The organism is Streptomyces sp. LX-29 (genome assembly GCF_029541745.1).
Lineage (GTDB): Bacteria > Actinomycetota > Actinomycetes > Streptomycetales > Streptomycetaceae > Streptomyces.
Map to the genome: position 1 here is coordinate 3,028,255 of NZ_CP089746.1, position 25,674 is coordinate 3,053,928.

Here is a 25,674-nt window from a genome sequence, read left to right on the forward strand (position 1 = left end):
TCATGAATGGGCAAACAAAGGCCATCACCGTGGCCCCCAAGGGCGTCTGGTTCAAGTCCTCCTACAGCGGTCCACAAGGGGGGACCTGCGTAGAGATATCCCCCCGCCCCACCGACATCGCTATCCGCGACTCCAAAAACAAGACCGGCCCCATCCTCGTCGTCCCCACTCCCGCCTGGGCGGCCTTCGTCGACGGCCTCCGCGCCGGCGGTCTCGGCTCCAGCGGCCCCGGTGATCATTAGTCGAGTACGGGAATATTCACGCGCCGACGTGGACGCCCGGACGCGCGGCTCCCTACCGTTCTCGGCAGGGCCGGGAGGCTCCCGGCCAGGAGGAGCCACCATGAGCGGTCACGCAAAGCTCACCCGCCTCACAGGTAGTGGTTCGGGCGAGTGCGGGCAGAACGACTGCCCCAATATCTACCGGGACGAGGCGGACGGCATGCTCGTCGTCCAGGGCCTGACCTATCGCGGCTTCGCGCCGCCGTCCGGAGAAGCTCTGGTGAAGATTCCCGAGCGGGTTCTTCGGGAGGCCGCCCGTGCTCTTGGCTGGTGACCGCTGGCAGGCCATGTTCCGGGACTTCCGGAGCGAGGCGTGGCGACTGGAGACGCTGCCGGTCTACCGGGTGCCGCAGGAAGCAGATGAGTTCGCGCGCTTCCTGGCCGGAGAGCCGCTGGTGGTGCCGGAATCCGATGACTGGACGAAACTCGTTCGGCGCCACCGGCGGAACGGCGGGACTGTAGGGCGCGTGCACGTCCTCCGCCGCCCGCTGTCCGATTACCTGCGCTTCGAGTTCGCGCGCTACTACGCGCCTCAGGTTCGAGTCGGGGAAGACATCCGCATCCTCGATGTCACGGACCGGGGCAACCCGCTGGCCGACGTGCAGGACTTCTGGATGTTCGACCGGCGGACCGTGGTGCTTATGAACTACGACTCGGACGGCACGCAGAGAAACCGCCGGCTGTATGACGGCGACCCGCGCCCGTTCATCGAGTACCAGCGCATCGCCTTGACCGAATCCGTGCCCTTCGAGGAGTACGTGAAGGGTTGACGTTCGAACCGGAGCGGTTGGGCCAGTCGAAGGCGGACCTGGCCGAGACACTGCGGGACCTTCGCAAGCGAGCCGGTCTGAGCGGAGACCGGCTCGCCCGGCGTTGCGCCATGTCCCAGTCCAAGATCTCCAAGATTGAGACCGGCAAGACCACTCCCACCCTCGTGGACGTCGAGCGGATCTTGCGGGCCCTCGAGGCTCCACCTCAGCTCATCACCGAGGTGACCGCGCTCGCCAGGATCGCCAACACCGCATGGCAAGACGCCAGGGCGCTCCGGCGTAAGGGGCTGGAGAAGAAGCAGGCGGAGCTGGCCGACCTGGAAAGGACGTCCACCGAGTTCCGCTTCTTCCTGCTTTCCATGATTACCGGATTGCTCTCCACCCCCGAATACGCGAAAGCCAGCCTGGACCACATCCCGGGGGATCACAGCAAGGCGATTGCGAAGAAGATGGCCCGACAAGCCGTCCTCTACGACGAGACGAAGAGTTTCACCTTTCTCCTGACGGAGCAGGCGGCACGGTGGCCCGTCCTTCCGGCACCGGCCATGGCCGTGCAGATCGATCGCCTGACATCACTCTCCCATCTACTCAATGTCAGACTCGGCGTACTTCCCCTGGCGGGCTACATGCCCGGCTGCCCCCTCAACACCTTCACGGTCTACGACGACCGCATAGCGACCGTGGAGGCGTCCAACGGTGCGTTGGTGTTCCGTGACGCGCGGGACGTCTCTGCCTACCTCGAAGAGTTCGCCACCTACGAGCGCCAAGCCCTATTCGGAGACGAGGCCAGGGAACTCCTCACCAAGTGGGCCGCCGAATTCCGCCGTTGATCTTTAGGCGAGAAGAGGAATGCCCCTGGGAATGCCGCGACGGTTATCGCCATTCTGTGCACCACAACGCGGGGAATTCCCCCGTGGCGACAGCGCAGAAGGGATGCGGCGATGCGGCGATTCACCACCGAGGACACCGCGGCCGTCCTCCGGCAGGACCCGGAGGACGACGGGCCCACCGAGGGCGGCCAGCAAGGCGGCTGCGGCGAGGGCGACGGCTGCGGCCGTCAGTGACCCGCTCGGCAGAGACAGGACAGCGCCCGGCAGCCTCGCCCCGCGGCGGGGCTGCCCCGCATCGACGAAGGCGGGACATGCACCACCACGGCTACACCTGGCTCGGGTCGGGCCTCGACCTGCTCAAGGACGGCCCTCGGCGGCCCGTTCACCCCGAGTTCAGCGCGAACAAGATCGTCCCACTGGAGCTGGCCCACTGGCTCCTCAAGCCCGCCACCCTGATCCAAGGGACATGGACCGAACCGACGGAGGCGGCCGAATGGTTCACGGCGCGTGTGCGTATGCACGCGCCGTCGTTCGCCTCAGAACACCACCGCGACCAGAGCCGGCTCGCTGAGAGAATCAGCCGCGCCGTGGAGGCGATGAGCAACGGGGAGGACGTTGCGGGCGGCTGGTACCTCACGGGGCAGAGGTTCCTGTCCGTATGCCTGATCGCATGCAGTCCGCACCGGGTGCGGCCCGACATCGCCTGCCCTCGGCGATAGACGAGCCACGTACCGCGCCATCGCCCACCCGACCCCCGGAGGAGACCCCGTGCGACGTAGGCAGCTTCTCGTACTCACCGCCCAGGCGGCCGCCGCCGCCGCTCTGCACGGCCTCCTTCCGGCGGAGGCCGCAGCCGCTCCCGGAGGCGCCGGCCCCGAACCGGTGGCGGACCCGGGCCCGGAGGGTGGGGCGTTACCGCCCCTGATCGCGCCGGGCGCCGTGAACGTCGAGCAGGCCGTCATAGCCGCCCGACTCGCCCTGACGGGCTCGCTCCTGGAGTGAGCCGCACCCTCAGAGGGGTCGTAAACGGTATAAACCAGACCATGAACGTTGACGGCTACACCCCGCCCGACCTCCACGGCACGACCGTCCTCGTCACCGGGGCCACCCAGGGCATGGGCAGGGCCCTGGCCCAGGCGCTGGCCGGGGCGGGGGCGAGCTTGCTGCTGCACGGGCGGCGGCACGTCCGCATGGAGGAGGTCGCCGAGGAGCTGCGGGAGCGCCATCCGGGGGTCGCGGTGCGGACGTACCTGGCCGATCTGGCGGACCTGGAGCAGGTGCGGGGCCTGGCCGACTTCGTCCAGGCGGCGGAACCGCGGCTGCACGTGCTGGTCAACAACGCGGCCGTGGGCGGCGGCAGCGACACCTCGCGGCGGGAGGTGAGCCGGCAGGGGCACGAGCTGCGGTTCGCCGTGAACCATCTGGCGCCGCACGTGCTGACCCGCGCACTGCTGCCGCTGCTGTCCGTGTCCGCGCCCGCGCGGGTGGTCAACGTGGCCTCCCTGGGGCAGGCGCCGATCGACTTCCATGACGTCATGCTGGAGCGCGGCTACGAGGGGATGCGGGCGTACTGCCAGAGCAAGCTGGCGCTGATCATGGACACCTTCGAGCTGGCGGCGGAGCTGGCGGACACGGGGGTGACGGTCAACGCGCTGCACCCGGCGACGCTCATGGACACGCGGATGGTCCGGGAGATCGGCTACCCGCCGGAGGCCACCCTGGAGGACGGTGTGGGGCCCACGCTGCGGCTGGTCGCCGACCCGGAGCTGGCCGGCGTCACCGGCCGCTACTTCGACCGGTTCGACGTGGGGCGCGCCGACGAGCAGGCGTATGACGCCTCCGCGCGGGCGCGCCTTTCCGAACTGACCGAACGGCTCACCGCGCGGTACCTCGCCTGAGGTGTCCGACCACGCGCCCGCCGATGGACCCGGGGCTCAGCCCCCGGCCGCTCAGGCCCCGGCCGCCCCGGCTCCGGCCGCTCCGGCCCAGAGTCCGTCCTCCGTCAGGCCGAGCAGCTCGATGGCGTTGCCCCGGACGATCCGTTCCACGACGTCCGGCGCCAGGTGGCCCATCTGGGCCTCGCCGACCTCCCGGGACCTCGGCCAGGTGGAGTCGGAGTGCGGGTAGTCGGTCTCGTAGAGGACGTTGCCGACGCCGATCGCGTCCAGGTTGCGCAGGCCGAAGGCGTCGTCGAAGAAGCAGCCGTAGACGTGCTCGGCGAAGAGCTCGGACGGCGGACGGAGCACCTTGTCGGCGACGCCGCCCCAGCCGCGGTTCTCCCGCCAGACCACGTCGGCGCGCTCCAGGATGTAGGGGATCCAGCCGATCTGCCCCTCGGCGTACATGATCCGCAGGCTGGGGAAGCGATCGAAGGCCCCGGACATCAGCCAGTCGACGAGGGAGAAGCAGCAGTTGGCGAAGGTGATCGTGGAGCCGACCGCCGGGGGCGCGTCCGCGGAGGTGGAGGGCATGCGGGAGGAGGAGCCGATGTGCATGGCGATGACCGTCCCGGTCTCGGCGCAGGCCGCGAAGAACGGGTCCCAGGCGTCCGTGTGCACCGAGGGCAGTCCCAGGTGGGGCGGTATCTCCGAGAAGCAGACGGCGCGCACGCCCCGCGCGGCGTTGCGGCGCACCTCGTCGGCGGCCAGCGCGGCGTCCCACAGCGGGATCAGGGTGAGCGGGATCAGCCGCCCGCGCGCCCGCGGCCCGCACCACTCCTCGACCATCCAGTCGTTGTAGGCCCGCAGGGCCAGCAGCCCCAGTTCGCGGTCCTTGGCCTCGGTGAAGGTCTGGCCGCAGAAGCGGGGGAAGGTCGGGAAGCAGAGCGCGGACTGGACGTGGTTGAGGTCCATGTCCGCCAGCCGCTCGGGGACGGAGTACGAGCCGGGGCGCATCTGCTCGTAGGTGATCGCCTCCAGCCTGACCTGGTCCCGGTCGTATCCGACCGCCGTGTCGAGCCGGGTCAGCGGGCGCCGCAGGTCCTCGTAGACCCACCAGTCCGCCGGTGGTCCGTCGTCGCCGGGCTCCCCCATCCGCGGGGTGAAGCGCCCTCCGACGAAGGTGAGTTCCTTCAGGGGCGCCCGCACGACGCGCGGTGCGACGTCCCGGTACTTCGCGGGGAGCCGGTCCCGCCAGACGTGCGGGGGCTCCACCGTGTGGTCGTCCACCGAAATGATCTTCGGGAAGCTCTCCATGGGGGCACGGTAGCGCCGATCTGACGGTACGTCAGGAACCTGGACAGGGTTCGGTGGTCGCACTCGACTTCGCGTGTCGCGCGAGCGGGTTCGCGTCCCGGTTCGGGTGTCGCGCGCCCCGGCGGCGGCCGCCGGCGCGGACCGCCTCCCCCGCCGATCTCCGCTCGCGAGCCCGCGCGGCCCGCCGCGCCGTGGGGTGCACCCATGGCCCGTCCCGGGGTGTCGTTGTCACCCCGGGAGCAGGGCCGGCCAACCCCCCTGACGCCGGGACGGGAACACGGCAGACTGACGAGTGCAGCGAGGCACGTACGCGCGGGGGAGTAACACCATGGCCCAGGACGAGGGGCACAGAGACGGTCAGGAGCACGGGCATCGCGCGCACGCGATGCTCCGGGGTGAGGTCGGACCCTGGGACGGTCGGGACCACCTCGCCATCGTCGAGACGCGGCTTGGCCTGGCGCTGGAGCGCGGGCGCCACACGGAGTCGGTCTCGGAGCTGACCGCGCTCACCGCGGCACACCCGCTCCGGGAGGGGCTGCGCGAGCAGCTGATGCTGGCCCTCTACCGCAGTGGGCGGCAGGCCGAGGCGCTGGCCGTCTACGCCGACACCCGCCGGCTGCTGGCCGAGGAGCTCGGCGTCACACCCTCCGCGCGGCTCACCGAGCTCCAACGGCGCATCCTCCAGGGGGACGCGGGGCTGGCGGTGCGCGGTGCCGCGGTGGCGCCGGGGCTGGCCGGGGCGGCGCCGGTCACTCCGGCGCAACTGCCGGCCACGGTGGTCGACTTCACCGGGCGGGAGGCGTTCGTGGACGAGCTGTGCGAGCAGCTCGCCGGGGCGCGGGACCGCGCGACGGCCGTGGTGGCCGTCGCCGGCACCGGCGGGATCGGCAAGACCACCCTGGCCGTGCACGTCGCGCACGCCGCGCGGCACCACTTCCCCGACGGGCAGCTCTACGTCGACCTCAGGGGCGCGGGCGGCTCCCCCGCCGACACCGACGCGGTCCTCGGCGGCTTCCTGCGCGCGCTGGGCACCCCGGACGCGGCCATCCCGGACAGCCCCGAGGAGCGCGCCGCGCTCTACCGCTCCACGCTCGACGGCCGTCGGGTGCTGGCGCTGCTCGACAACGCCCGGGACGCCGCCCAGATACGGCCGCTGCTGCCCGCCGCGAAGGGCTGCGCCGCGCTGGTGACCAGCCGGGCCCGGATGGCCGATCTGGAGGGCGCCCACCTCGTCGACCTGGACGTGATGTGCCCCGACGAGGCGTTCGCGCTCTTCACCCAGATCGTCGGCGAGGAGCGGGCGGTCATCGAGTACGAACACTCCACGCGGGTGGTGGCGGCCTGCGGGTTCCTGCCGCTGGCGATCCGCATCGCCGCCTCCCGGCTGGCCACCCGCCGCACCTGGACGGTCTCCGTGCTGGCCCGCAAGCTCGCCGACGAGCGGCGTCGCCTGGACGAGCTGCGCGCCGGAGACCTCGCGGTCAAGGCCAGCTTCGAACTCGGCTACGGCCAGCTCGAACCCCACCAGGCCCGCGCCTTCCGCCTGCTCGGCCTCGCCGACGGACCCGACATCTCGCTCGCCGCCGCGGCGGCCGTGCTCGACCTCCCCGTCGAGGAGACGGAGCCGCTGCTGGAGTCCCTGGTGGACATCTCGCTGCTGGAGTCGCCCGTTCCCGGCCGCTACCGCTTCCACGACCTGGTGCGGCTGTACGCGCGCGCCTGCGCCGAGCGCGACGAGCGGCCCCCGGCCGCGCGGGACGCGGCGCTCTCCCGGCTGCTGGACTTCTACCTCGCCACCACCGCGCGGGTGTACGCGATCGAGCGCCCCGGCGACCGCACCGTCGACCACCTCCAGGCCACCGCGCGGGCGGGGCTGACCTTCGCCACCCCGGCCGAGGCGGTGGACTGGCTCTTCGCCGAGGGCGACGGCCTGATCGCGTGCGCGCGGCAGAGCCTCGGCGAGGGCATGCTGCGCCGGGCCGCCGATCTGTTGCTGATCGCCCTCAACCTCGCCGAGTCGGGGGCCAAGCTCCGGCCGTACGAGAGCGCGACCGAGGTGATCAGCGAGGCGGCGCGCGCCGACGGCGACCTGTGGGCCGAGGGGCGCGCGCGGCTGACACGGGGAATCGTCTACCACTTCGTCGAGCGGTTCGAGGAGGCCGACGCGGAGTTGCGGCGTGCCCTGGAGGCCGGCCTCGGCGTCGGCGACCCGACCGTCGCCTGCCGGGCCGCCAACCAACTCGGCATCACGGCGCTCAACATGAACCGTCAGCATGACGCGGAGGAGTCGTTCCAGCGGGCGCTGCACTCCTTCCGCGCCATCGGCGACGAGGCCGGCGAGGCCAGCGCCCTGTCCAACCTGGCTCGGGTGCGGCTCAACCTGGGCCATACCTGTGACGGCCTGGAGCTGGCGGAGCAGTCGCTGGCGATCTATCGCAGGCTCGGCGTCTCCTTCCGGCTCGCCAACGGGATGTACGCGCTCGGCATCGCGCTCACTCAGGCGGGCCGATACGACGAGGCGGTGCGGCAGTTCACCGATGCGTTGCAGATCTTCCACGACAGCCGACAGCAGCGTTGGGAGGGCGTGACCCACTTCCGGTTGGCCGAAACACATCTGGCGGCGGAATGCCCGGCCCTGTCCGCCGAGCACGCCGAACGGGCCCTGGCCCTCCAGGGAATCGGCGGCGTCTGGCGACGCGGGACCTTCCTCACGCTTCTCGGGCGGGCCCTGCACGCGATGGGACAAACGGATCGAGCCCGCGCATGCTGGTACGAAGCGTTGACCATCTACGAGAATCTGGGGTCGAGCGAACGAGAAGAGGTGCGCGGGCTGCTGTCCGGAGGGCCACACGGCGGCGGCCACGGCGCCATGCCGAGCGAGGGCGAGGACGGCCACGCCTCGCCCTCCCTGAACCTGATAAATGGAACAGACCTGATATCCAGGCCCAAATCTGACGGCTCGCCAGCTACGTGACTTCGGACAACTCTTCCGGGCCGGGCCCGGACATCAAGCCCCTACTGACGCACGGGGCGACGACAAGGCAAACTGACCGGTGCGACTAGCAGGCACAGGCAGGGGGAGACCATGACCGGCGACAGGGAGCACGGGCAGCAGTTCCGCTTCGCCGTGCTCGGACCGGTCCGGGCCTGGCGGGACGGCGAAGCCCTCAACCTGGGCTCGCCGCAGCAGCGCGCCCTGCTCGCCGCCCTGCTGCTGCGCCGCGGACGCACCGCCACCGCGCCGGAGTTGGTCGACGCGCTGTGGGGCGAGGAGCCCCCGCAGGCCGCCATCGCGGCGCTGCGCACCTACGCGTCCCGGCTCCGGAAGGCGTTCGGGCCGGAGTCGGAGGTGCTGACGAGCGAGGCCGGCGGCTATGCGATCCGTGCGGGCACCAGCGCCCTCGACACCGAGATCGCCGAGCAGTTGGCGGCCGAGGCCGACAAGGCACGGCACTCCGGCGACCGGGCGCGGTCCCGCGAGTTGATCAACGAAGCGCTGGCGCTCTGGGACGGCGAGCCGCTCGCCGGACTCCCCGGACCGTACGCGGACACCCAACGCGCCCGGCTCGAGGAGTGGCACCGCTCCCTCATCGAGACCCGCCTGGACCTCGATCTGGAGGTCGGCCACCACGCCGAGGCGGTCTCCGAGCTGACGGCGCTCACCGCCGCCTACCCGCTGCGGGAGCGGCTGCGCGAGCTGCTGATGCTGGCGCTCTACCGCAGCGGTCGACAGGCCGAGGCGCTCGCCGTCTACGCCGACACCCGCCGGCTGCTCGCCGACGAGCTGGGCGTCGACCCCTGCCCGGAGCTCTCGGAGCTGCACCAGCGCATCCTGCAGGCCGACGCCGATCTGGCCGCCCCCACCACGACAGCCCTGGCCTCCGGCGAGAGCCTGGGCCCGGTGTTCGTGAAGCCCGCGCAGCTTCCGGCCACGGTGGCCGACTTCACCGGACGGACCTCCTTCGTCGCCGAGCTCAGCGAGGAGCTCGCCACCGCCGACGGCAGTGTCATGGCCGTGTCAGCGCTGGCGGGCATCGGCGGTGTCGGCAAGACGACGCTGGCCGTCCATGTCGCGCATGCCGCGCGCCCCCACTTCCCCGACGGCCAGCTGTATGTGGACCTCCAGGGCGCGGGCCCGACCCCCGCCGAGCCGGAAGCGGTACTCGGCGCCTTCCTGCGGGCTCTGGGCACTCCGGACGTGGCCATCCCCAACGGCGTCGAGGAGCGGGCCGCGCTGTACCGCTCCACGCTCGACGGTCGCCGGGTGCTGGCACTGCTCGACAACGCCCGCGACGCCGCCCAGGTCCGCCCGCTGCTGCCTGGCACGGAGGGCTGCGCCGCCCTGATCACCAGCAGGAGCCGGATGGTCGACCTGGAGGGCGCCCACCTCATCGACCTGGACGTGATGAGCCCCGACGAGGCACTCGTCCTGTTCACCCGCATCGTCGGCGAGGAGCGGGTCCGCGCGGAGCGCCAGGCCGCCATGGACCTCGTGGCCGCCTGCGGGTTCCTTCCGCTGGCGATCCGCATCGCCGCCTCCCGGCTGGCGGCCCGCCGCACCTGGACCGTGTCCGTACTCGCCCGCAAGCTCGCCGACGAGCGCCGTCGGCTGGACGAGCTGCGCGCCGGGGACCTGGCCGTCAAGGCCACCTTCGAGCTCGGCTACGGCCAGCTGGAACCGCGCCAGGCCCGCGCCTTCCGCCTGCTCGGTCTCGCAGACGGACCGGACATCTCCCTCGCCGCGGCCGCCGCCGTGCTGGACATGGACATCCACGACGCGGAGGACCTGATCGAGTCCCTGGTGGACACCAGCCTCCTGGAGTCGGCGGCTCCCGGCCGCTACCGCTTCCACGACCTGGTGCGACTCTTCGCGCGGGCCTGTGCCGAGCGGGACGAACAGCCGCCCGCCGAGCGGGACGCGGCCATGTCCCGGCTGCTGGATTTCTACCTCGCCACCGCGGCCCAGGTCTACGCCGTGGAGCGCCCGGGCGACCGGCTCATCCACCACCTCGCGCCCACCGAGCTCGCGGGCCTGGGCTTCCCCGACAAGGACGCCGCGCTGGACTGGCTGTTCGCCGAGGCCGAAACCCTCTTGGCGTGCGCCTACCAGTCCGCCGCGAACGGCATGCTGCGGCGGGCGGTGGACCTGCTGCTGGCCGCCCGGGACCTGGGCGAGTGGGGTGCCAGCGCGCGCCGCTACGAGCATGTGGCCACGGCGATCCGGGACGCCGCAGGAGACGTGCACGACGCGCTGTCAGAGGCGCGCGCCCGTACGGTCCTGGCCTACGTCCACGGCGTGACCGGGCGCTTCGACCAGGCGGACGTGGAGGCGCAGCACGCCATGCTCCTCGCGGTGGTCGCCGAGGATCCGGTCTCGCAGGGAAACGCGCCGATCGAGCGCGGCATCGTCGCCTTCTACGAGGGCCGGTTCGCGGACGCCGAGGCGTATCTCGCCCAGGCGCTGGCGGCCTTCCGAGCCGACGACAACAAGCCGGGTGAGGCGAGCGCCCTGAGCAATCTGGCCCGTGTGTACCTGGACATGGGCCAGGTACCGACCGGGGTGGAGCTCGCCGAGCGGGCGCTGTCCATCTATCGCGGGCTCGGTGTCTCGCTGCGGCTGGCCAACGGGATGTACGCCTATGGGCTCGCCCTCACCCGAGCGGGCCGGCTCGACGAGGCCCTCGCGCACCTCACCGAGGCGCTGGCCATGTTCCATGAGAACCGCCAGCGGCTCTGGGAGGGCATGGCGCACTACCGGCTGGCCGAGGCGCAGCTGGCGTCGGACCGACCGGCCCGAGCCGCCGAACACGCCGAGCAGGCCCTGGTGCTGCGCGGGCTGGGCGGCGAGTGGCGGCAGGGGCAGTTCCTGACCGTCCTGGGACGGGCGCTGGACGCCATGGGGCAGACCGACCGCGCCCGAGCCTGCTGGAGCGAGGCGCTGGCCATCTACGAGCGCCTGGGGTCGCCCGCCGAGCGTGAGGAAGTGCGGAGGCTGCTGGCCCCCGTAGCGGTCGCCTAGAACCGCGCCGGGTCGATTGGCGTCTCCTATCACGCGTTCATCGATCGTTTATCGCCGCACGCCACTCTTTAGCTATCGATCCGTCGCGTCGGGGGGCAGATGGGTCGACGTGAGGGCTCACCGCTCGGGGATCCATCTGACCGGTGCAGCGGCCCTGAGCGTCCGTCCGGCGACCCACGGGGGAGTTGCCGGGCGGGCCTCGCCGACCCCCTTGCACTGCTAGACATGGAGTTGACGGACATGAGTGACACCAAGAAGCCCGAGACCGACGAGTACCGCCCCATGGACAACCACGCGGGGAGCGTCGGTACGGACTTGATCACGGCGCCGGTGGTCAAGGCGGGGGGCGGCGGACTCCAGAGGGACGCCGCGCGCAAGGACAACCACGCCGGCTCACCCGCCGGCGGGATCCTGCCCATGGACAACCACGCCGGCAGCGTGGGAGCCGACCTGATCACTCCGGAGGAGAGGCAGCCGGGTGACACCGGCGTCGACAAGGAGAAGATCGGCACCAAGGACAACCACGCCGGCAGCGTCGGCATCGGTGAGGCCAGCCCGGAGGACAACCACGCGGGTTCGGAGAAGCCGTAGCCCTGCCGCCGCCCGTCCACCCATGAGCCACGGGGGAACACGGGGGATACGGGGGAACACGGGGGACACGGGGGAACCAACGGGGGACGGGGGAAAACGGGGGACACGGGGGAACCAACGGGGGACGGGGGAAAACGGGGGATACGGGGGAACCATCGGGGGTGCGCAGGGATCGACGACGATGGCAAGAGGGGGGAGCCATCGACGTCGATCCCTGCACTTCTAGGGGCCCCGCACGGACCGCTCCCCGTCACGAGGGATCGTTCCGATCAGGCCAAGAAACCTGCCGGTTTCCGCCGCTTGGCCAGACCTTTATTCCCATGCGCCACGTGACTCCCATGATGGAAGGCGAAATCGTGGCTTTTGCAAAGGAGTTGGAATGACTCGCACCAGGAAGGCCGCCGTTGTGCTTGCCATCGCCATAGCCGCAACAGTGGGCGCGGTGGTCTCGGCGACAGCCGGCTCCCGCACCCCGGCACAGGGTTCCACCGCGTCGAACTCCCCTGCCACCAGGGCGCTCACGCCTCCGGACAACCACGCGTCCGGCCCCGTCATCGATCGTCCCCATGACAACCACGCCGACTGAGCGGAGACCGCTCCCCCCTCAAGGGGTCGAGTCCCGTGGACTCGACCCCTTACATATTCGCTAAGTCTTCGCAGCCTTGCCCCTCGCATGGATGTCAGGGTGAGGAAAACGGCCAGAGCAGGGCCGACGGCGACCTCCGGGAGGGGGCGGGGAACGCGCGCTCAGCCGCGCGCCCGCAGCTCGGCCTTGAGCACCTTGCCGTTCGCGTTGCGCGGCAGCTCGGCCACGAACGAGACCCGGCGGGGGACCTTGTAGTTGGCCATCTCCCGGCGGGCCCAGGCGATCAGGTCGTCGGCGGTCAGCCGCGAGCCGGGGCGGCGGACCGCGTACGCCTTGCCGACCTCGCCGAGACGCGGGTCGGGAACACCGACGACGGCCACGTCCATGAGGTCCGGATGGCGGCCGAGGAGCCGCTCGATCTCCGCGGGATAGGCGTTGAAGCCCCCGACGACGAACATGTCCTTGATCCGGTCGGTGATCCGCAGATTGCCCGCCTCGTCGAGGACGCCGACGTCGCCGGTACGCAGCCAGCCGTCCGGAGTGACGGCCCGCGCGGTGGCGGCCTCGTCCTCGAAGTAGCCGGACATCACGTGGTAACCGCGGACCAGGACCTCGCCGGGCGCGCCCGGCGGCAGGGGGTTTCCGTCGGCGGAGACCACCATGACCTCGGTGCCGGGGATCGCCCGCCCGGACGTCCGGGCCACGGTGGGGTCCGGGTCGCCTCGGCGGCACATGGTGACGGTGCCGGACGCCTCCGTCAGGCCGTACGCGGTCAGCACCGTGGGGACGCGCAGCTCCGTGCGGAGCCGTTCGACCAGCTCCAGCGGCACGACGGAGGCACCGGTGACGACCAGGCGCAGCGTCGACAGGTCGTGGGCGGCGCGGCCCGGGTGGTCGAGCAGCGACTGGAGGAGGGTCGGCGGCCCCGGCAGCACGCTGATGCGCTCGGCCGCGATGGCGGCGAGCGCCGCGTCCACGGAGAAGACCGACTGGGGCACCATCACCGCCCCGCGCGTCAGACAGGCGATGACACCGGCCTTGTAGCCGAAGCTGTGGAAGAACGGGTTGACGATCAGATAGCGGTCGCCCGTGCGCAGCCCCGCCAGCTCGCTCCAGGTGTCGTACACCCGCAGGGTCTGTGCGTGGCTGACGACGACCCCCTTCGGATGTCCGGTGGTACCCGAGGTGAAGGTGATGTCCGAGGGGTCGTGGGGGCGTATCGCCTCCGCTCCGGCCCATACGGCGGACGACGGGATCGACTCCCCCGCCGCCAGGAACTCCCGCCAGCCGCGGAAGCCCTGGGGGACGTCCGCGTCGACGCCGGTGTCGGAGGTGGCGGCGGCACCGGGGCCGCCCGATCCGGGCAGGACGACGGCGTGGCGCAGATGCGGCAGGCCCGGCAGCGGGCCGCCGCGCCCCGGGCCGCTGGCCGCCGCGCGACGCAGAGCGGCCACATAGGACGTGCCGAGGAAGCTTCCGGTGACGAAGAGGACCGTGACGCGGGTGCGGTGCAGCGCGTAGGCCGCCTCGACGCCCTTGAAACGCGTGTTGACGGGGACCAGCACGCCGCCGGCCGTCACCGCGCCCAGGGCGCAGACGATCCAGTCGGCGGTGTTGGGCGCCCAGACCGCCACCCGGTCGCCCGGCCGCACCCCCGCCGCCAGACAGCCCGCGGCCGCCCGCTCGACGCGTCGCCCCAGCTCGGCGTAGGAGATCCGGGTGCGGCCCTCGACCACCGCGTCCGCCGGTCCGTGTCGCCGGGCGGCGGCCCGCAGCAGCGCGGGGATCGTGTCGGGGCTTCCCCCGGCGCCCGCCCCCTTCTCCGAGCCGGCCGCTGCGCGCATCGCTCCGCCTCCCCGTGTGCCTCGTGGCCCGGCTGTCGGGGGTTCCGCGGCCGCGCCGACAGCCCTCGCCATCGTCGTCGCCGTCGCCACCGACGTCCCCGCCGCCCCAGCTCCCGCCGTCGCCGCCGTCGCCGTCGCCGGAACCACGGTTACCGCGCGGGACATTGCCGCGCCCACCGTTGCTGACTGTCCGTCAGATTAGCGCTAGCGTTGACCGCTGTCAGGACCGAGGCCGCCGGCCCGGGCGCCGCGGCCGGCCACGGAGGTGGACGATGGCGGCAACCCTCAAGGACGCGACGGCGATCGCCGGCATCGGCGAGACCGCCTTCGCCCGGCACCTTCCGGAGCCCGAGAAGACCCTCGCCTGCCGCGCCGTCCTGGCCGCCCTCGACGACGCCGGGATCCACCCGTCCGAGGTGGACGCCTTCGCCTCGTACACGATGGAGGAGACCGACGAGGTGGAGGTGGCCAAGGCCATCGGGGCCGGCGATGTGACCTTCTTCAGCAAGGTGGGCTACGGCGGCGGGGGCTCCTGCGCCACCGTCGGCCACCTCGCCGCCGCGATCGCCACCGGACAGGCGGACGTGGGCGTGGCCTGGCGCTCACGCAAGCGCGGCAGCGGGCCACGCCCCTGGACGGACACCCGCACGCAGCTGCCGGTGCCGGCGCAGTGGACCCGGCCCTATGGACTGCTGCGCCCGGCCGACGAGATCGCGCTGCTCGCCCGGCGCTATATGCACGAGTACGGCGCCACCCGGGAACACCTCTTCCACGTCGCGCTGGCCTGCCGCAACCGGGCCAACCAGAACCCCGCCGCGATCATGTTCGAGCGCCCGCTGACCCGCGAGATGTACATGAACGCGCGCTGGATCAGCGAGCCGCTGTGCCTCTTCGACAACTGCCTGGAGACGGACGGCGCTCTGGCCTGCGTCGTCGTCTCCGCACGGCGGGCGCGCGACTGCCGGCACCGGCCGGTGTATGTGCACGCCACCGCGCAGGGCCTGCCCGCGCAGCACCACGGCATGGTCAACTACTGGACCGACGACCCGCTCGCCGGCCCCGCGTGGACCGCCGCCCGCAAGCTGTGGAAGTCCGCCGACCTGGGCCCCCAGGACGTCGACGTGGCGCAGATCTACGACGCGTTCACCCCGCTGATCCCGCTGTCCCTGGAGGGCTACGGCTTCTGCGGGCGCGGCGAGGGCGCCGCCTTCACCGAGGGCGGAGCCCTGGAGATCGGCGGCCGACTCCCGATCAACACCGGCGGCGGCGGGCTGAGCGAGGCGTACGTCCACGGCTTCAACCTCATCACCGAAGGCGTCAAGCAGCTGCGCGGCACCAGCACCGCGCAGGTGCCGGGCGCCGCCACCTGCCTGGTCACGGCCGGCGAAGGTGTCCCCACCTCCGCGCTGCTGCTGAGGAGTTGACCGCTCATGAACCCCAGTGTGAGGGCGACCACTGACAACGGTCTGCTGCTGCCGGTCCCCGATGCCGACGGAGCGCCGTTCTGGGCCTACGCCGCGCGCGGCGAGCTGCGCGTACCGGCGTGCGCGGACTGCGGCGAGCCGCGGTTCCCACCCCGGCCCTGCTGCCCGCACTGCCAGTCCTTCGCCGCCACCTGGCAGCGGATGAGCGGCCGTGGCCGAATCTGGTCGTATGTGCTGCCCCATCCCCCGCTGCTCCCCGCCTACGCCGCCCAAGCGCCGTACAACGTGGTCCTGGTGGAGCTCGTGGACGCTCCGCGCATCCGACTCGTGGGCAACCTCGTCCCCGCGGCCGACGCCCCGCTGGGCGGCCTGGACCCCGCGCGGCTGCGCATCGGCGCACCGGTCAAGGTCGTCTTCCACGAGTTGGCGGACGGCGTGACCGTGCCGCGCTGGCTGCTGGAGCGGCTGTGAACGCGGGGCCGGGGCCGACGGAGGGCGGAGTGCGCGCGGAGGGCACGGCGCGGGGGCGGGGGCTTCCGGGCGGCCGGGGCGTGCGCAGCGAGCGTCTGGAGAGCGGCGTCGTCGTCGTGACCCTGGACCGGCCCGAGCGGCACAACGCCATCGACCTGGAGACGGCGGCGCGGCTCCGCGCGGTGTGGCGCGAGGTCCGCGGGGACGACGCGGTGCGGGCCGTGGTGCTCGCGGGCGCCGGCGGACGGGCCTTCTGCACCGGCGTCGACCGGTCGGTACGGATTCCGCAGCCCTCGTCGCCGTACGCGCTCGACGACCCGCTGCTGGACATCGGCCCGAAGGCGAACGACCTGTGGAAACCGGTGGTCGCCGCGGTCGAGGGCATGGCCTGCGGCGGGGCCTTCTACCTGTTGGGCGAGGCCGAGTTCATCGTGGCCGGCGCGGACGCGACCTTCTTCGACCCGCACACCTCCTACGGCATGGTCAGCGCCTACGAATCGGTGTTCATGGCGCAGCGCATGCCGCGCGGCGAGGTGGCGCGGATGGCGCTGATGGGCACGGCGGAGCGGATCTCGGCGCGCAGGGCCCATGAGATCGGGCTGGTCAGCGAGGTCACCCCGCGCGGTGAGGCGTTGCCGGCGGCGCTGCGTGCCGCCTCCGTCATCGCGACGTATCCGACGGAGGCGGTGCAGGGGACCGTACGGGCGGTGTGGGCCGCGGGAGAGGCCGCGCGGGCCCAGGCCCTGGCCCACGCGCCGCAACTGATCGCGCTCGGCAACCTGCCGCCGGAGCGGCAGGCCGAGCTGTTCGCGGGCCGCGACCGCGCGAAGGACGTCAGGGTGCGCTGAGCCGTGGGCCGTCAGCTCCCGCTGGGAGAACTCCCTTGGCCGGACTCCCCCCGCGCGGGCTCAGCTGACCGGGGACTTCATGGCCAGGCTGATCTGGCAGGTGAAGTTGGTCTGCTTGCTGAAGGTGTACGGAGACTCCGCCGTGAACGACTGGTTGCTGTTCGGCAGCACCGTGACGGACTGCGAGTCGTAGCCGAGGAGGCCGCTGGTCGCGTCGTCGGTCCACTTGACGCTGATCGAGTAGCGGAAGCTCCGCGACGGGTCGGTGTTGGTGACCTTGACGTCGTAGACCAGCTTGCCCGACGACTGGTTGTAGTCGCAGTTGGTGGCGCTGGTCTCGCTGGTCGCGTCCGGGTTGTACGTGGGCGGCGCGGAGTAGGTATAGGAGGGCGTCGGGTCGAGGCTGGGAATGTCGGACGGCCCGCCGGTGAGACCGGTGGAGGACGAGGCGTCGCCGCCCGTGCTGTCGCCGCCACCGGAGGAGACGCCGCCCGAGGTGAAGCCGCCGGAGGAGCTGCTGCCGCCGCCGTCGTTGTCGTCGTCGCAGCCGCCGCCACCCGAGCGCCGAGCTCCGGTCAGCGCCACGAAGACGACCGCGACAGCCGCGACCACGCGTATATGACGGCGTTGCATCGGTGAAACCCCCGTTGTACAGACAGAATCCAGCCAACCAGAGAGCGGTTGACAAGTGCACGCCACCATAGCCAACGGCCCTTGCTACCCCCAAGTCACCTGCTCAGCGGGTGGACAGGCGGGGAAACCACGGGAAACACCGCCTGCCGGCCCGCCGCGACGGGGCGCCCACCAGGCACTCGGCGGCCCTCCGCGGGCCTCAGCGGACCGCCGCGGCCCCCAGCGGACCGCCGCGAAGGGCCGCCCTCGGGGCCGCCTCTCCCCGAGGAGCCTGAAGCCGCCTCAAGTCGGTCGTGAGCCGGGCGACGGCAGAGGAGGTTGACGACAGAGGTCGGTGAGGGCGCCACAGCGCCCCGTGCGACGCCCACCAGCGGCAGCGGACGCCGTGGCGGCACCCCGCGCGGGCGACGGCGACACCGGGTTCACGACGGAAGCAGGCCCACCACAGCGCCGGGCCCCGCGGCGCCAGACCGCGGCCGTACCCGGCCCGGCGGCGGACGCCCGCGCTACGGCGCGCCGCCGCGCGGAGACGGACGTCCTCGCTACCGGCCTACGGCCACGCCACGGCGTACACCCCGCTACCGACCTGCGGCCACACCAAGGCAGGCGTCCGCGCTACCGACCTGCGGTCACACCACGGCGGGCGCCCGCGCTACGGGCCCGCGGCCGCGCTACTGGCGCGCCGAGCGGGACTGGCCGGTGCCCTTCACCGCGTCCAGGGCGTACACGCAGCGGTCCTTGCTGCACGCGTACACGACGCCCCCGGCGGCCACCGGCGAGCCGGTGATCTCCCCACCGGTCGCCAGCTTCCAGCGCAGCTGGCCGCCGGCCGCGTCCACCGTGTAGAGGCAGTGGTCGGCGGAGCCGAAGTGCACCCGGCCGTCGGCGACGACCGGCGCCCCGATGACCTCGCCGCCCGCCGCGAAGCGCCACTTGGGCGTGCCGGTGACCGCGTCCAGGGTGTACAGCGCGCTGCCGCTGCCCAGGTGGATGGAGCCGCCGGCGATGAGCACCGGCGCGATCGACTGACGCGACTCGGTGGCGATGCGCCACCGGTCGCGGCCGTTGGCCGCGTCCAGGGCGTACACCGTGCCCAGGTAGTCGGCGATGTAGACACCGCCGCCGGTGACCGCCGGGCCCGGCGCGTACGCGGGCGGGCTCAGGAACACCGCGGGGGCCTCGAACCGCCAGCGCACGTCGCCCCGCGCGACGTCGATGGCCAGTACGCGCGTGCCCGCGGCGACGTACACGACGCCGTCGGGGGCGGACAGCAGCCGGATCGGGACGCCTCCGCAGGAGGCGGCGTCGCCCACCGGGTAGGACCAGCGCTCGGCGCCGGTGCGCGCCTCCAGCGCGCGCAGCCGCGCGTCGGCCCACACGTACACCGTGCCGTCATGGACGACCGGGCCCGACTCCGGGGTCTCGAAGTCGGTCTGGGCGCCCTGCATCTCCCACAGCAGCTCGCCGTTGGCGGCCTCCCACGCCTGGACTCCGCCACCGCGCGTGCCGGTGACCACGGTGCCGCGGTCCACCTTCAGGGAGTACACCCAGCCGTCCGTGGACAGTCGCCAGCGCTCGGCGCCGTCCGTGGCGTCCAGCGCGTACAGCGTCGGGCCGTCGGAGGCGTGGATGCGGCCGTCGGACACGTCCATCGCCCAGGCCACGTCGCGGGTCTTGAACTGGCGGCGGCCGGTGGCCACGTCCAGCGCGTGCACCTCGAAGGAGGTGACGTAGAGCAGCCCGCCGGCGACCGTGGGCGTGCCCCAGACGTCGTTGGACATCCGGAACCGCCACGGGCGCCAGCGCGGCGGGCCGGGCGGCTCCTGGGGCGCGGCGGGCCCGGCCTCGTCCGCTCCCGGCGGAGCGGCCGGCGGCGGGGGCACGGCCCCCAGCGGTGCGCCGTCGGCGCCCGCGCGGGGCCCGGCACCGCTCGACGAGGGCGCGCCGGCGGGCGGCCGCACCCACTGCGTGGACTGGCCGGCGTCCTGCCGCGGCGGGGCGTCGAGCGCGTCGGAGACCCGCGGCCCAGGGCCGATGGGCACCTGTGAGCCGGGCAGCCGCACCTGTCCCTCGGGCCCGGGCGAGCCGACGGCGGGCTCGCCGCCATGCAGCGGCGCCCGCGCGGGGGCCTGCTGCGGGACGGGGCCCTGATGGGCGGCGTGTGCGGGGGCGTGGGCGGCCGCAGCGGCGGCCGGGGCCGCGTGGCGCCCGGGCGGGCTCGCGGAGCTGACCTGGCTGGCCGGGCTCGCGGCCTCGGGCGCGCGCAGCCCGCCACGTGGGTCGCCCGCCGGCGAAGGCTCCCAGCCGGAGCCGCCGGCGGGCGCACCGGCGCCCTGCGGGGCGTATGCGGGCGGCCGCTCGGGTCGCTGCGGCACGGCCGACCGGCCGCCGGGTCCCGCCGGCGCGCCCGCTCCAGCGCCGGGCCCGGACGAGCCGCCAGCTCCGCCGCTGGGCCGCCCGCCGCGCCGGCTCTCGATGAGCGCGACCGCGCTGGCGGGCAGCCAGGCGGAGGCGGTGCCGCTGTCGTCGCCGCCGGAGGCGAACAGGTGCGGCGCCAGCTGCGACTGGAGGTCGGCGGGGCTGGGGCGGCGGTCGGCCTCCATCTGCATGCAGGACTCGATCAGCGGCCGCAGCTCCTCCGGCAGCCCGGACAGGTCCGGGCCTTCCCGGAGCAGCATGAAGACGGTCTCGACCGGGTTGGCGCCGTGGAACGGGGCGTGCCCGGTGGCGGCGAAGGTCAGGGTCGAGCCGAGCGAGAAGATGTCGCTGGCGCCCGTCACGCTGCGGGAGTCGCGCGCCTGCTCGGGCGACATGTACGCCGGCGTGCCCACGGCGACGTTGGTCATCGTCAGCCGGGTGTTGGAGACGCCGGAGGCGATACCGAAGTCGATCACGCGCGGGCCGTCCTCGACGACCAGCACGTTGGACGGCTTGAGGTCACGGTGGACCAGACCCGCGCCGTGGATGGACTGGAGCGCCTCGGCGATGCCGGCCGCCAGCCAGCGCACCGCCTGGGCCGGCAGCGGCCCCGCCTCGTTCACTATCTCCTCGAGGGAGGGTGCCGGGACGTACGCGGTGGCCAGCCAGGGCACGGCGGCGCGCGGATCGGCGTCCACGACCGCGGCCGTGTAGAAACCGCTGACCGCGCGGGCGGCCTCCACCTCGCGGGTGAAGCGCACCCGGAACAGTTGGTCCTCGGCGAGCTCGGTCCGCACCGTCTTGATCGCCACCCGCCGGCCGGATGCCGAGCGGGCCAGATAGACCAGCCCCATGCCGCCCGCACCGAGCCGGCCCAGGACCTCGAACGGGCCGATCCGTCTCGGGTCGTGCTGCGTCAGCTGCTCCACCACTTGCCTGCCACCTCCCCGTAGGGGCTCGAAACTAACAGCCCCGTGCAGCGTCTCACCGACAAACCAACCGGCGGCACGCATCCTGCATTGTCCCTGGCGAAGGCGACCGTTGCGAACCCGGGGCCGATTCGTCGTGTCATCGACGGATACGACGAAGCCCGACACACCGCTCCAAGCGGTCCACTTCGTGCTGTTACGCCCCCTTGGTCACCCGGTCTGTGTCGATGACGGCGAACATCGCGCCCTGATTGTCGGCGACGATCGCGAATCTCCCGTACGGCGTGTCTTGCGGCGCGGCCATCGTCCGGCCGCCGAGCCGGGCGGCCGTCTCCACCGCCCCGTCACAGTCGGAGACCCGGAAGTAGACGAGGAAATGGGCCGGCATCTCGACGGGGACGGCCTTGGGCAGGACCGCGCGACCCATGACCGCGGCGTCGGGTCCCGGCCGCGTGCCGGCCGGCGACCACACCGCGAAGTCGATGCCCTCCTCGCTCGCGTCCAGGCCCTCGTAGGCGAACACCGCGGAGTAGAAGGCGTCGACGGCCTCTTTGTCGCGATCGCGGATGTACACCTCGGTCCAGACGTAGGTGCCGGGCTCGCCGCTCTCCTGGAAGCCGGCGTGGGTGCCCGCCTGCCAGAGACCGAAGACCGCGCCCCCGGGGTCGGCCGCCGTCGCCAGCACCCCGAACTCCCCCACCGCCATCGGCGCCGTGATGATCTGACCGCCCGCCGCGGCGATCCGTGCGGCGGCGCCGCTCGCGTCAGGCGTGGCGAAGTAGACGTTCCATACGGTGGGCATCCGGCCGTCCGGCTTGGGCGTCAGCGCGGCGACGTTCTCACCGTGGTGGAACGCCTGGATGTACGAGCCGTGCCGCTGGCCGCCCGCCTGGAAGGTCCAGCCGAACAGCTCGCCGTAGAAGCGCTTGCCCGCCTCGACGTCCGGCAGCAGCGCGTCCACCCAGCAGGGCACGCCTTCCTGGAATGTGGCCATGGGTCCGGTCCCTCCCGTGTGCGGGGCTCACGGCGACTGCGGGTTCGCGGGAGCGCGCGGGTTCGCAGGTTCGCGGCGAATGGATGGTTTACATGGTTTGCAGGGTTCGCGAGATACCTAGGGGATTACAGAAAATCACTGAGGATCACAGAGGATGACACGGGATTACAGAGAATGGTGATGAATGCGAGGAGTATCCCCGTCGACACGCTAACGGGGGATCGTCACCAAAGGGCTCATCTGAGCGCGTGGCGCGCTCGTCCACCATTGTTGTCCACAGGCTGTTGATAACAACATTCACCCGTATGGCGGAGGCGCTTGCCCACTGCCTGACGTCTGCCCCACACGTAGCGTATGCCCCTACAAAGCGCCTGCTCAGCGCGGTAGCCGCGGAATCACGGGGGCTAACCCCATTTGCACGCAGCCGAATCGCGCTCAGATCACCCCTCGGTAAGCTGACGGCATGACAGGACAAGTACGAACCGTCGACGGCCGAGTGGCCGGACGGCGCGGGCAGGCGACGCGGCAGAAGCTGCTCGACTGCCTCGGCGAAATGCTCAGCTCTTCCCCGTACCGAGACGTCAAGGTCATCGATGTCGCGCGCAAGGCCGGTACGTCACCCGCGACCTTCTATCAGTACTTCCCCGACGTCGAGGGCGCCGTCCTCGAGATCGCCGAGGAGATGGCGAAGGAGGGCGCGGCACTGACCGATCTGGTCGCCGGGCGCTCGTGGGCCGGCAAGGCAGGCTCGCAGGCGGCGGAGGAACTGGTGGACGGCTTCCTCTCCTTCTGGCGCAGGAACGACGCGATCCTGCGCGTGATCGACCTCGGCGCCGCGGAGGGGGACAAGCGGTTCTACAAGATCCGCATGAAGGTGCTCAACGCGGTCACCAACTCCCTCACGGACGCGGTGAAGGACCTCCAGGCCAAGGGCAGGGTCGACAAGGACTACAACCCCGCCGCCATCGCGGGCTCACTGGTCGCGATGTTGGCCGCGGTCGCCAGCCACCAGAAGGGCTTCCAGAGCTGGGGCGTCAAGCAGGCAGAGCTCAAGCCGAGTCTCGCGCTGATCGTGCACCTCGGTATGACCGGCCGAAAGCCGACCAAGTAGGCGCACCCGAGGCCCTATGAGGCGCGCCGATCGCATGGCGATCGAAGCCGTCGACTTATAGGACATTCCGATGAGGGTCTCCCAGCGAGTCCCCCGGCGGACGGGTTCGGCCACCCCCCACCTCCGCACCCCCCGCCCACGCCTCCACGGCCCCGCCGCCCACGTGGGACGGCCCTGACGGGCCCGTCGCCCCGTGTCCTGTCATCGCGGCGCCGGCCCTGGATCGTGCCCCAGACTCCCGCCCGGACGTCCGCCTGGGCCTCCGCCTGGACGTCCGCCTGGGCCTCCTCCCGGGCCTTGTCCCGGACCGCCTCCCGGGCCTTGCCCCGCGCCGCCCGTCAGGCGGCGGCCCGCCCCGCCCGCGCCGCTCCGCCCGCCCTCGGGGTTCCACCCGCCCTCGCGGGCGGTGAGTCGGAAGAGCCGAATCCGTCGGCCCGCGCGCGCCTGGTACGTCGCGTACGGCGGCCAGAAGGCGAGCACCTCCCGCCACACCGCCTCCCGCTCGGCGCCCTCCAGCAGCCGCGCCCGCACCAGGATGTCGCGCCCCCGCCAGCTGATCTCCGCATCCGGGTGCCTGAGCAGGTTCCCCGTCCAGGCCGGTTCGACGGGGCGTCCGAAGTTGCTGCCGATGACGATCCACGAGCCGTCGGCCTTCGGCAGACAGGCCAGCGGCGTACGACGGGGCAGGCCGCTCCTGGCGCCCGTCGTCGTCAGGATCACCCCCGGCAGCATGGAGGTCAGCGGCAGCACGCGGCCACGGGTCACCCGGTGTACCGCACGGTCCATGACCGGGATGACACGCGGGGCGAACCTGGCGAACGCCCTGCTCGACGAGACCTTCTGCACCCAGCGTCCGGCACGCGTCGTCACACCGTCACCGCCTCCCGAGCCGAGGCCCTGGCCCCGGCCCTCGTCGTCGGCGCGAACAGCCCCGCCCGCTCCGCCGCGCCCGCACGCAACCGGTGCACGGGCCCGAAGAGGAGCTCGTCGGAAGCCGCTCGCTTGAAGAACAGATGCGCCTCGTGCTCCCAGGTGAAGCCGATACCTCCGTGCAGTTGGACGGCCTCCCCCGCCGCGATTCGCAGCGCCTCCAGCGCCTGAGCAAGGGCCAGTCCGCCGGCCACCGCGGCTCCGGCTCCGACTCCGGCCTTGGCTTCGACCTCGGCTTCGACCTGGGCTTCGCGTTCGGCTTCGGCTTCGGCTTCGGCTTCGGCGGCACCGTAGGCGGGTTTTCTGGCGCTGGCGCCTGTCCTGACGCCGCCGCCCGCGGCGGTCCGGGCGCCGCCGGCCGCGGCCGCTCGGGCCCGGCAACCGCCGTCGCCCATGCCGGCCCGGGGGCGGTCGGTGGAGGCGTCCTCCCGGGTGCCGCCCGTGGCGGCGCCCGCCCGACTCCCCTCGGCCGCGCCCTGTGTGTCGTCATCGGCCACGCTCGCCGCCCAGGCCGCGTAGTACGCCGCGGAGCGGGCCGCCTGCACGCGGACGTGGACGTCGGCCAGACGGTGCTTGACCGCCTGGAAGGAGCCGATGGGTCGCCCGAACTGCTCGCGCGTCCGCGCGTAGCGCACCGTCCGCTCCAGCACCTGGTCCGCGGCGCCCACCGCCTCCGCCGCCAGCACCGCCGCCGCGATCCCGCCCAGCCGCACCAGCTCCGCGGCGCACGCGGCCCAGTCGCCGGGGCCCAGCAACTCCGCCGGAGTGTCGCGCAGTTGGATACGGGCCTGGGCGCGGGTCTCGTCCAGCGCGGTACAGCGGGTGCGCACAAGACCGGACGCCGCGCGGGTCGGTCCGGGCGAGGTCTCATCCCGCGCGGAACGCCGTTCGGGGCTCGCGCCGGACCACGCCCCGGGGCGACCATCAGCGCCCGCTTCAGAGTGGCGACCGGACCCCGCTCCGGTGTCCCGCGCGAGCGCCTCGGGGTGCCGTGGGGGCGCTCCGGCGGCCCGCGCGGGCGGCGATTCGGGGTGCCGGGCGGCCGCCGATTCGGGGTGCCGGCAGGGCGGCGATTCCGCGTCCCGCGCGGGCCGCGATTGAGCGTGCCGGCCGGGCCGGTCCTCGGCGTGGACGAGGAACAGCAGGGTGCGACCTCGCGTATAGCCTCCGGTGCGGGCTGCGACCAGCAGCAGGTCGGCGCGGTGACCGTCGAGGACCTGGTCCACCTGCCCGTACAGCCGCCATCCGGCCGCCGTCTCGCGGGCCTGCACCCCGCCGGCCCGGCCGCCGCCGGCCCAGTCCCCGGCGCCGGGTGTGCCCGTGCCGACCAGGCCGAGCGCCGTCGGGAGCCACTCGCCGGGCACCGCGAGGGCGGCCGTCAGCCGGCCGTCGGCGATGCGTGGCAGCAGGGCGGCGCGCTGGGCGGGGGTACCGAGCCGGGCGATGAGCGGGACGACCAGGACGGCGGTGGCCAGCAGGGGCGAGGGCAGCAGGGCGCGGCCGGCCTCCTCGGAGGCCAGCGCCAGCTCCAGCGGGCCGCAGCCCACGCCCCCGTACGCGCGCGGTACCGCCAGACCGGCCAGCCCCAGGCGTCCGGCGAGCTGCCGCCACAGCTCGACGTCATAGCCCGGGCCGGTGCGGACCGCGGCCTTGACGTCATCGGGCGTGCAGCTTCGGGACAGCAGCGCGCGCAGAGTACGGCGCATCGCGTCCTGTTCCCGGGTGAATGCGGCGTCCATGGGCGCACCCCCTCGGTTTCTGACGGAGCGTCATAGTAGGGAGCTCGCGCGCACTTTCCCAG

General features: G+C 72.7%; 22 protein-coding genes and 1 pseudogene. 16 read left to right on the forward strand and 7 right to left on the reverse strand.

The window, feature by feature from the left end; translation table 11 throughout:
• Positions 1 to 2 precede the first annotated feature (2 nt).
• The 8 genes from LRS74_RS12895 (at position 3) to LRS74_RS12930 (ending at position 3,779) form a co-directional block, all read left to right on the forward strand.
• Positions 3 to 242 carry a DUF397 domain-containing protein gene (locus LRS74_RS12895; RefSeq protein WP_277741144.1) on the forward strand — a complete coding sequence of 80 codons (240 nt, stop codon included), beginning with the start codon at positions 3 to 5 and terminating at the stop codon, positions 240 to 242.
• A 100-nt stretch (positions 243 to 342) separates the two neighbouring features.
• Complete coding sequence (locus tag LRS74_RS12900; protein ID WP_277741145.1) at positions 343 to 555, forward strand: hypothetical protein; 213 nt, start codon at positions 343 to 345, stop codon at positions 553 to 555.
• Complete coding sequence (locus LRS74_RS12905) at positions 539 to 1,051, forward strand: DUF6879 family protein (protein WP_277741146.1); 513 nt, start codon at positions 539 to 541, stop codon at positions 1,049 to 1,051. The genes LRS74_RS12900 and LRS74_RS12905 overlap by 17 nt, the downstream gene beginning before the upstream one ends.
• Positions 1,048 to 1,881, forward strand: coding sequence for a helix-turn-helix transcriptional regulator (locus LRS74_RS12910; protein WP_277741147.1), 834 nt, complete (start codon positions 1,048 to 1,050; stop codon positions 1,879 to 1,881). The genes LRS74_RS12905 and LRS74_RS12910 overlap by 4 nt, the downstream gene beginning before the upstream one ends.
• Before the next feature lie 111 nt (positions 1,882 to 1,992).
• A complete protein-coding gene (locus tag LRS74_RS12915) occupies positions 1,993 to 2,115 on the forward strand; it encodes a hypothetical protein (protein WP_277741148.1) in 123 nt (40 codons plus the stop codon).
• A gap of 77 nt (positions 2,116 to 2,192) precedes the next feature.
• A complete protein-coding gene (locus LRS74_RS12920; protein ID WP_277741149.1) occupies positions 2,193 to 2,600 on the forward strand; it encodes a hypothetical protein in 408 nt (135 codons plus the stop codon).
• A gap of 49 nt (positions 2,601 to 2,649) precedes the next feature.
• Positions 2,650 to 2,883 carry a hypothetical protein gene (locus tag LRS74_RS12925; RefSeq protein WP_277741150.1) on the forward strand — a complete coding sequence of 78 codons (234 nt, stop codon included), beginning with the start codon at positions 2,650 to 2,652 and terminating at the stop codon, positions 2,881 to 2,883.
• A gap of 41 nt (positions 2,884 to 2,924) precedes the next feature.
• Positions 2,925 to 3,779: an SDR family NAD(P)-dependent oxidoreductase gene (locus tag LRS74_RS12930; RefSeq protein ID WP_277741151.1), complete on the forward strand. Its 855-nt coding sequence runs from the start codon at positions 2,925 to 2,927 to the stop codon at positions 3,777 to 3,779.
• Between the two features lie 51 nt (positions 3,780 to 3,830).
• On the opposite strand, the gene LRS74_RS12935 is transcribed toward LRS74_RS12930, so the two are convergent.
• Complete coding sequence (locus LRS74_RS12935) at positions 3,831 to 5,075, reverse strand: amidohydrolase family protein (protein ID WP_277741152.1); 1,245 nt, start codon at positions 5,073 to 5,075, stop codon at positions 3,831 to 3,833.
• A gap of 328 nt (positions 5,076 to 5,403) precedes the next feature.
• On the opposite strand from LRS74_RS12935, the gene LRS74_RS12940 reads away from it, so the two are divergent.
• From LRS74_RS12940 to LRS74_RS12955, 4 genes are all read left to right on the forward strand, one after another.
• Positions 5,404 to 8,049 (forward strand): BTAD domain-containing putative transcriptional regulator, encoded by a 2,646-nt coding sequence (locus LRS74_RS12940; RefSeq protein WP_277741153.1) that lies wholly within the window; start codon positions 5,404 to 5,406, stop codon positions 8,047 to 8,049.
• 111 nt (positions 8,050 to 8,160) lie between these two features.
• Positions 8,161 to 11,094 carry a BTAD domain-containing putative transcriptional regulator gene (locus tag LRS74_RS12945; RefSeq protein ID WP_277741154.1) on the forward strand — a complete coding sequence of 978 codons (2,934 nt, stop codon included), beginning with the start codon at positions 8,161 to 8,163 and terminating at the stop codon, positions 11,092 to 11,094.
• A gap of 240 nt (positions 11,095 to 11,334) precedes the next feature.
• Entirely contained in the window at positions 11,335 to 11,685 is a 351-nt protein-coding gene (locus LRS74_RS12950) for a hypothetical protein (RefSeq protein WP_277741155.1), read from the forward strand.
• Between the two features lie 379 nt (positions 11,686 to 12,064).
• The gene (locus tag LRS74_RS12955) at positions 12,065 to 12,271 is read left to right on the forward strand and encodes a hypothetical protein (protein WP_277741156.1); all 207 of its coding nucleotides are present in this window, start codon (positions 12,065 to 12,067) and stop codon (positions 12,269 to 12,271) included.
• Between the two features lie 161 nt (positions 12,272 to 12,432).
• Here LRS74_RS12955 and LRS74_RS12960 read toward each other — a convergent pair whose 3' ends face one another.
• Complete coding sequence (locus LRS74_RS12960) at positions 12,433 to 14,115, reverse strand: FadD3 family acyl-CoA ligase (RefSeq protein ID WP_277741157.1); 1,683 nt, start codon at positions 14,113 to 14,115, stop codon at positions 12,433 to 12,435.
• 272 nt (positions 14,116 to 14,387) lie between these two features.
• Here LRS74_RS12960 and LRS74_RS12965 point away from each other — a divergent pair, with 272 nt between their 5' ends.
• From LRS74_RS12965 to LRS74_RS12975, 3 genes are all read left to right on the forward strand, one after another.
• Positions 14,388 to 15,539: a lipid-transfer protein gene (locus tag LRS74_RS12965; protein WP_277741158.1), complete on the forward strand. Its 1,152-nt coding sequence runs from the start codon at positions 14,388 to 14,390 to the stop codon at positions 15,537 to 15,539.
• A 6-nt stretch (positions 15,540 to 15,545) separates the two neighbouring features.
• Positions 15,546 to 16,010: an OB-fold domain-containing protein gene (locus LRS74_RS12970; RefSeq protein WP_277741159.1), complete on the forward strand. Its 465-nt coding sequence runs from the start codon at positions 15,546 to 15,548 to the stop codon at positions 16,008 to 16,010.
• 80 nt (positions 16,011 to 16,090) lie between these two features.
• Positions 16,091 to 16,858 carry an enoyl-CoA hydratase/isomerase family protein gene (locus LRS74_RS12975; RefSeq protein WP_277741160.1) on the forward strand — a complete coding sequence of 256 codons (768 nt, stop codon included), beginning with the start codon at positions 16,091 to 16,093 and terminating at the stop codon, positions 16,856 to 16,858.
• Between the two features lie 60 nt (positions 16,859 to 16,918).
• On the opposite strand, the gene LRS74_RS12980 is transcribed toward LRS74_RS12975, so the two are convergent.
• The 3 genes from LRS74_RS12980 to LRS74_RS12990 all read right to left on the reverse strand — a co-directional run bounded on the left by LRS74_RS12980 (position 16,919) and on the right by LRS74_RS12990 (position 21,832).
• Positions 16,919 to 17,470 carry a hypothetical protein gene (locus tag LRS74_RS12980; RefSeq protein ID WP_277741161.1) on the reverse strand — a complete coding sequence of 184 codons (552 nt, stop codon included), beginning with the start codon at positions 17,468 to 17,470 and terminating at the stop codon, positions 16,919 to 16,921.
• 692 nt (positions 17,471 to 18,162) lie between these two features.
• The gene (locus LRS74_RS12985) at positions 18,163 to 20,841 is read right to left on the reverse strand and encodes a PQQ-binding-like beta-propeller repeat protein (RefSeq protein ID WP_277741162.1); all 2,679 of its coding nucleotides are present in this window, start codon (positions 20,839 to 20,841) and stop codon (positions 18,163 to 18,165) included.
• Between the two features lie 193 nt (positions 20,842 to 21,034).
• Complete coding sequence (locus LRS74_RS12990) at positions 21,035 to 21,832, reverse strand: VOC family protein (RefSeq protein WP_277741163.1); 798 nt, start codon at positions 21,830 to 21,832, stop codon at positions 21,035 to 21,037.
• 463 nt (positions 21,833 to 22,295) lie between these two features.
• Here LRS74_RS12990 and LRS74_RS12995 point away from each other — a divergent pair, with 463 nt between their 5' ends.
• A complete protein-coding gene (locus LRS74_RS12995; RefSeq protein ID WP_277741164.1) occupies positions 22,296 to 22,943 on the forward strand; it encodes a TetR family transcriptional regulator in 648 nt (215 codons plus the stop codon).
• 408 nt (positions 22,944 to 23,351) lie between these two features.
• Here LRS74_RS12995 and LRS74_RS13000 read toward each other — a convergent pair.
• Both LRS74_RS13000 and LRS74_RS13005 read right to left on the reverse strand, forming a co-directional pair.
• Positions 23,352 to 23,813 (reverse strand): annotated as a pseudogene (locus tag LRS74_RS13000) (nitroreductase family deazaflavin-dependent oxidoreductase); the annotation flags it as partial.
• Positions 23,810 to 25,612 carry an acyl-CoA dehydrogenase family protein gene (locus tag LRS74_RS13005; RefSeq protein ID WP_277741165.1) on the reverse strand — a complete coding sequence of 601 codons (1,803 nt, stop codon included), beginning with the start codon at positions 25,610 to 25,612 and terminating at the stop codon, positions 23,810 to 23,812. The gene LRS74_RS13005 and the pseudogene LRS74_RS13000, both read right to left, overlap by 4 nt.
• Positions 25,613 to 25,674: the final 62 nt, after the last annotated feature.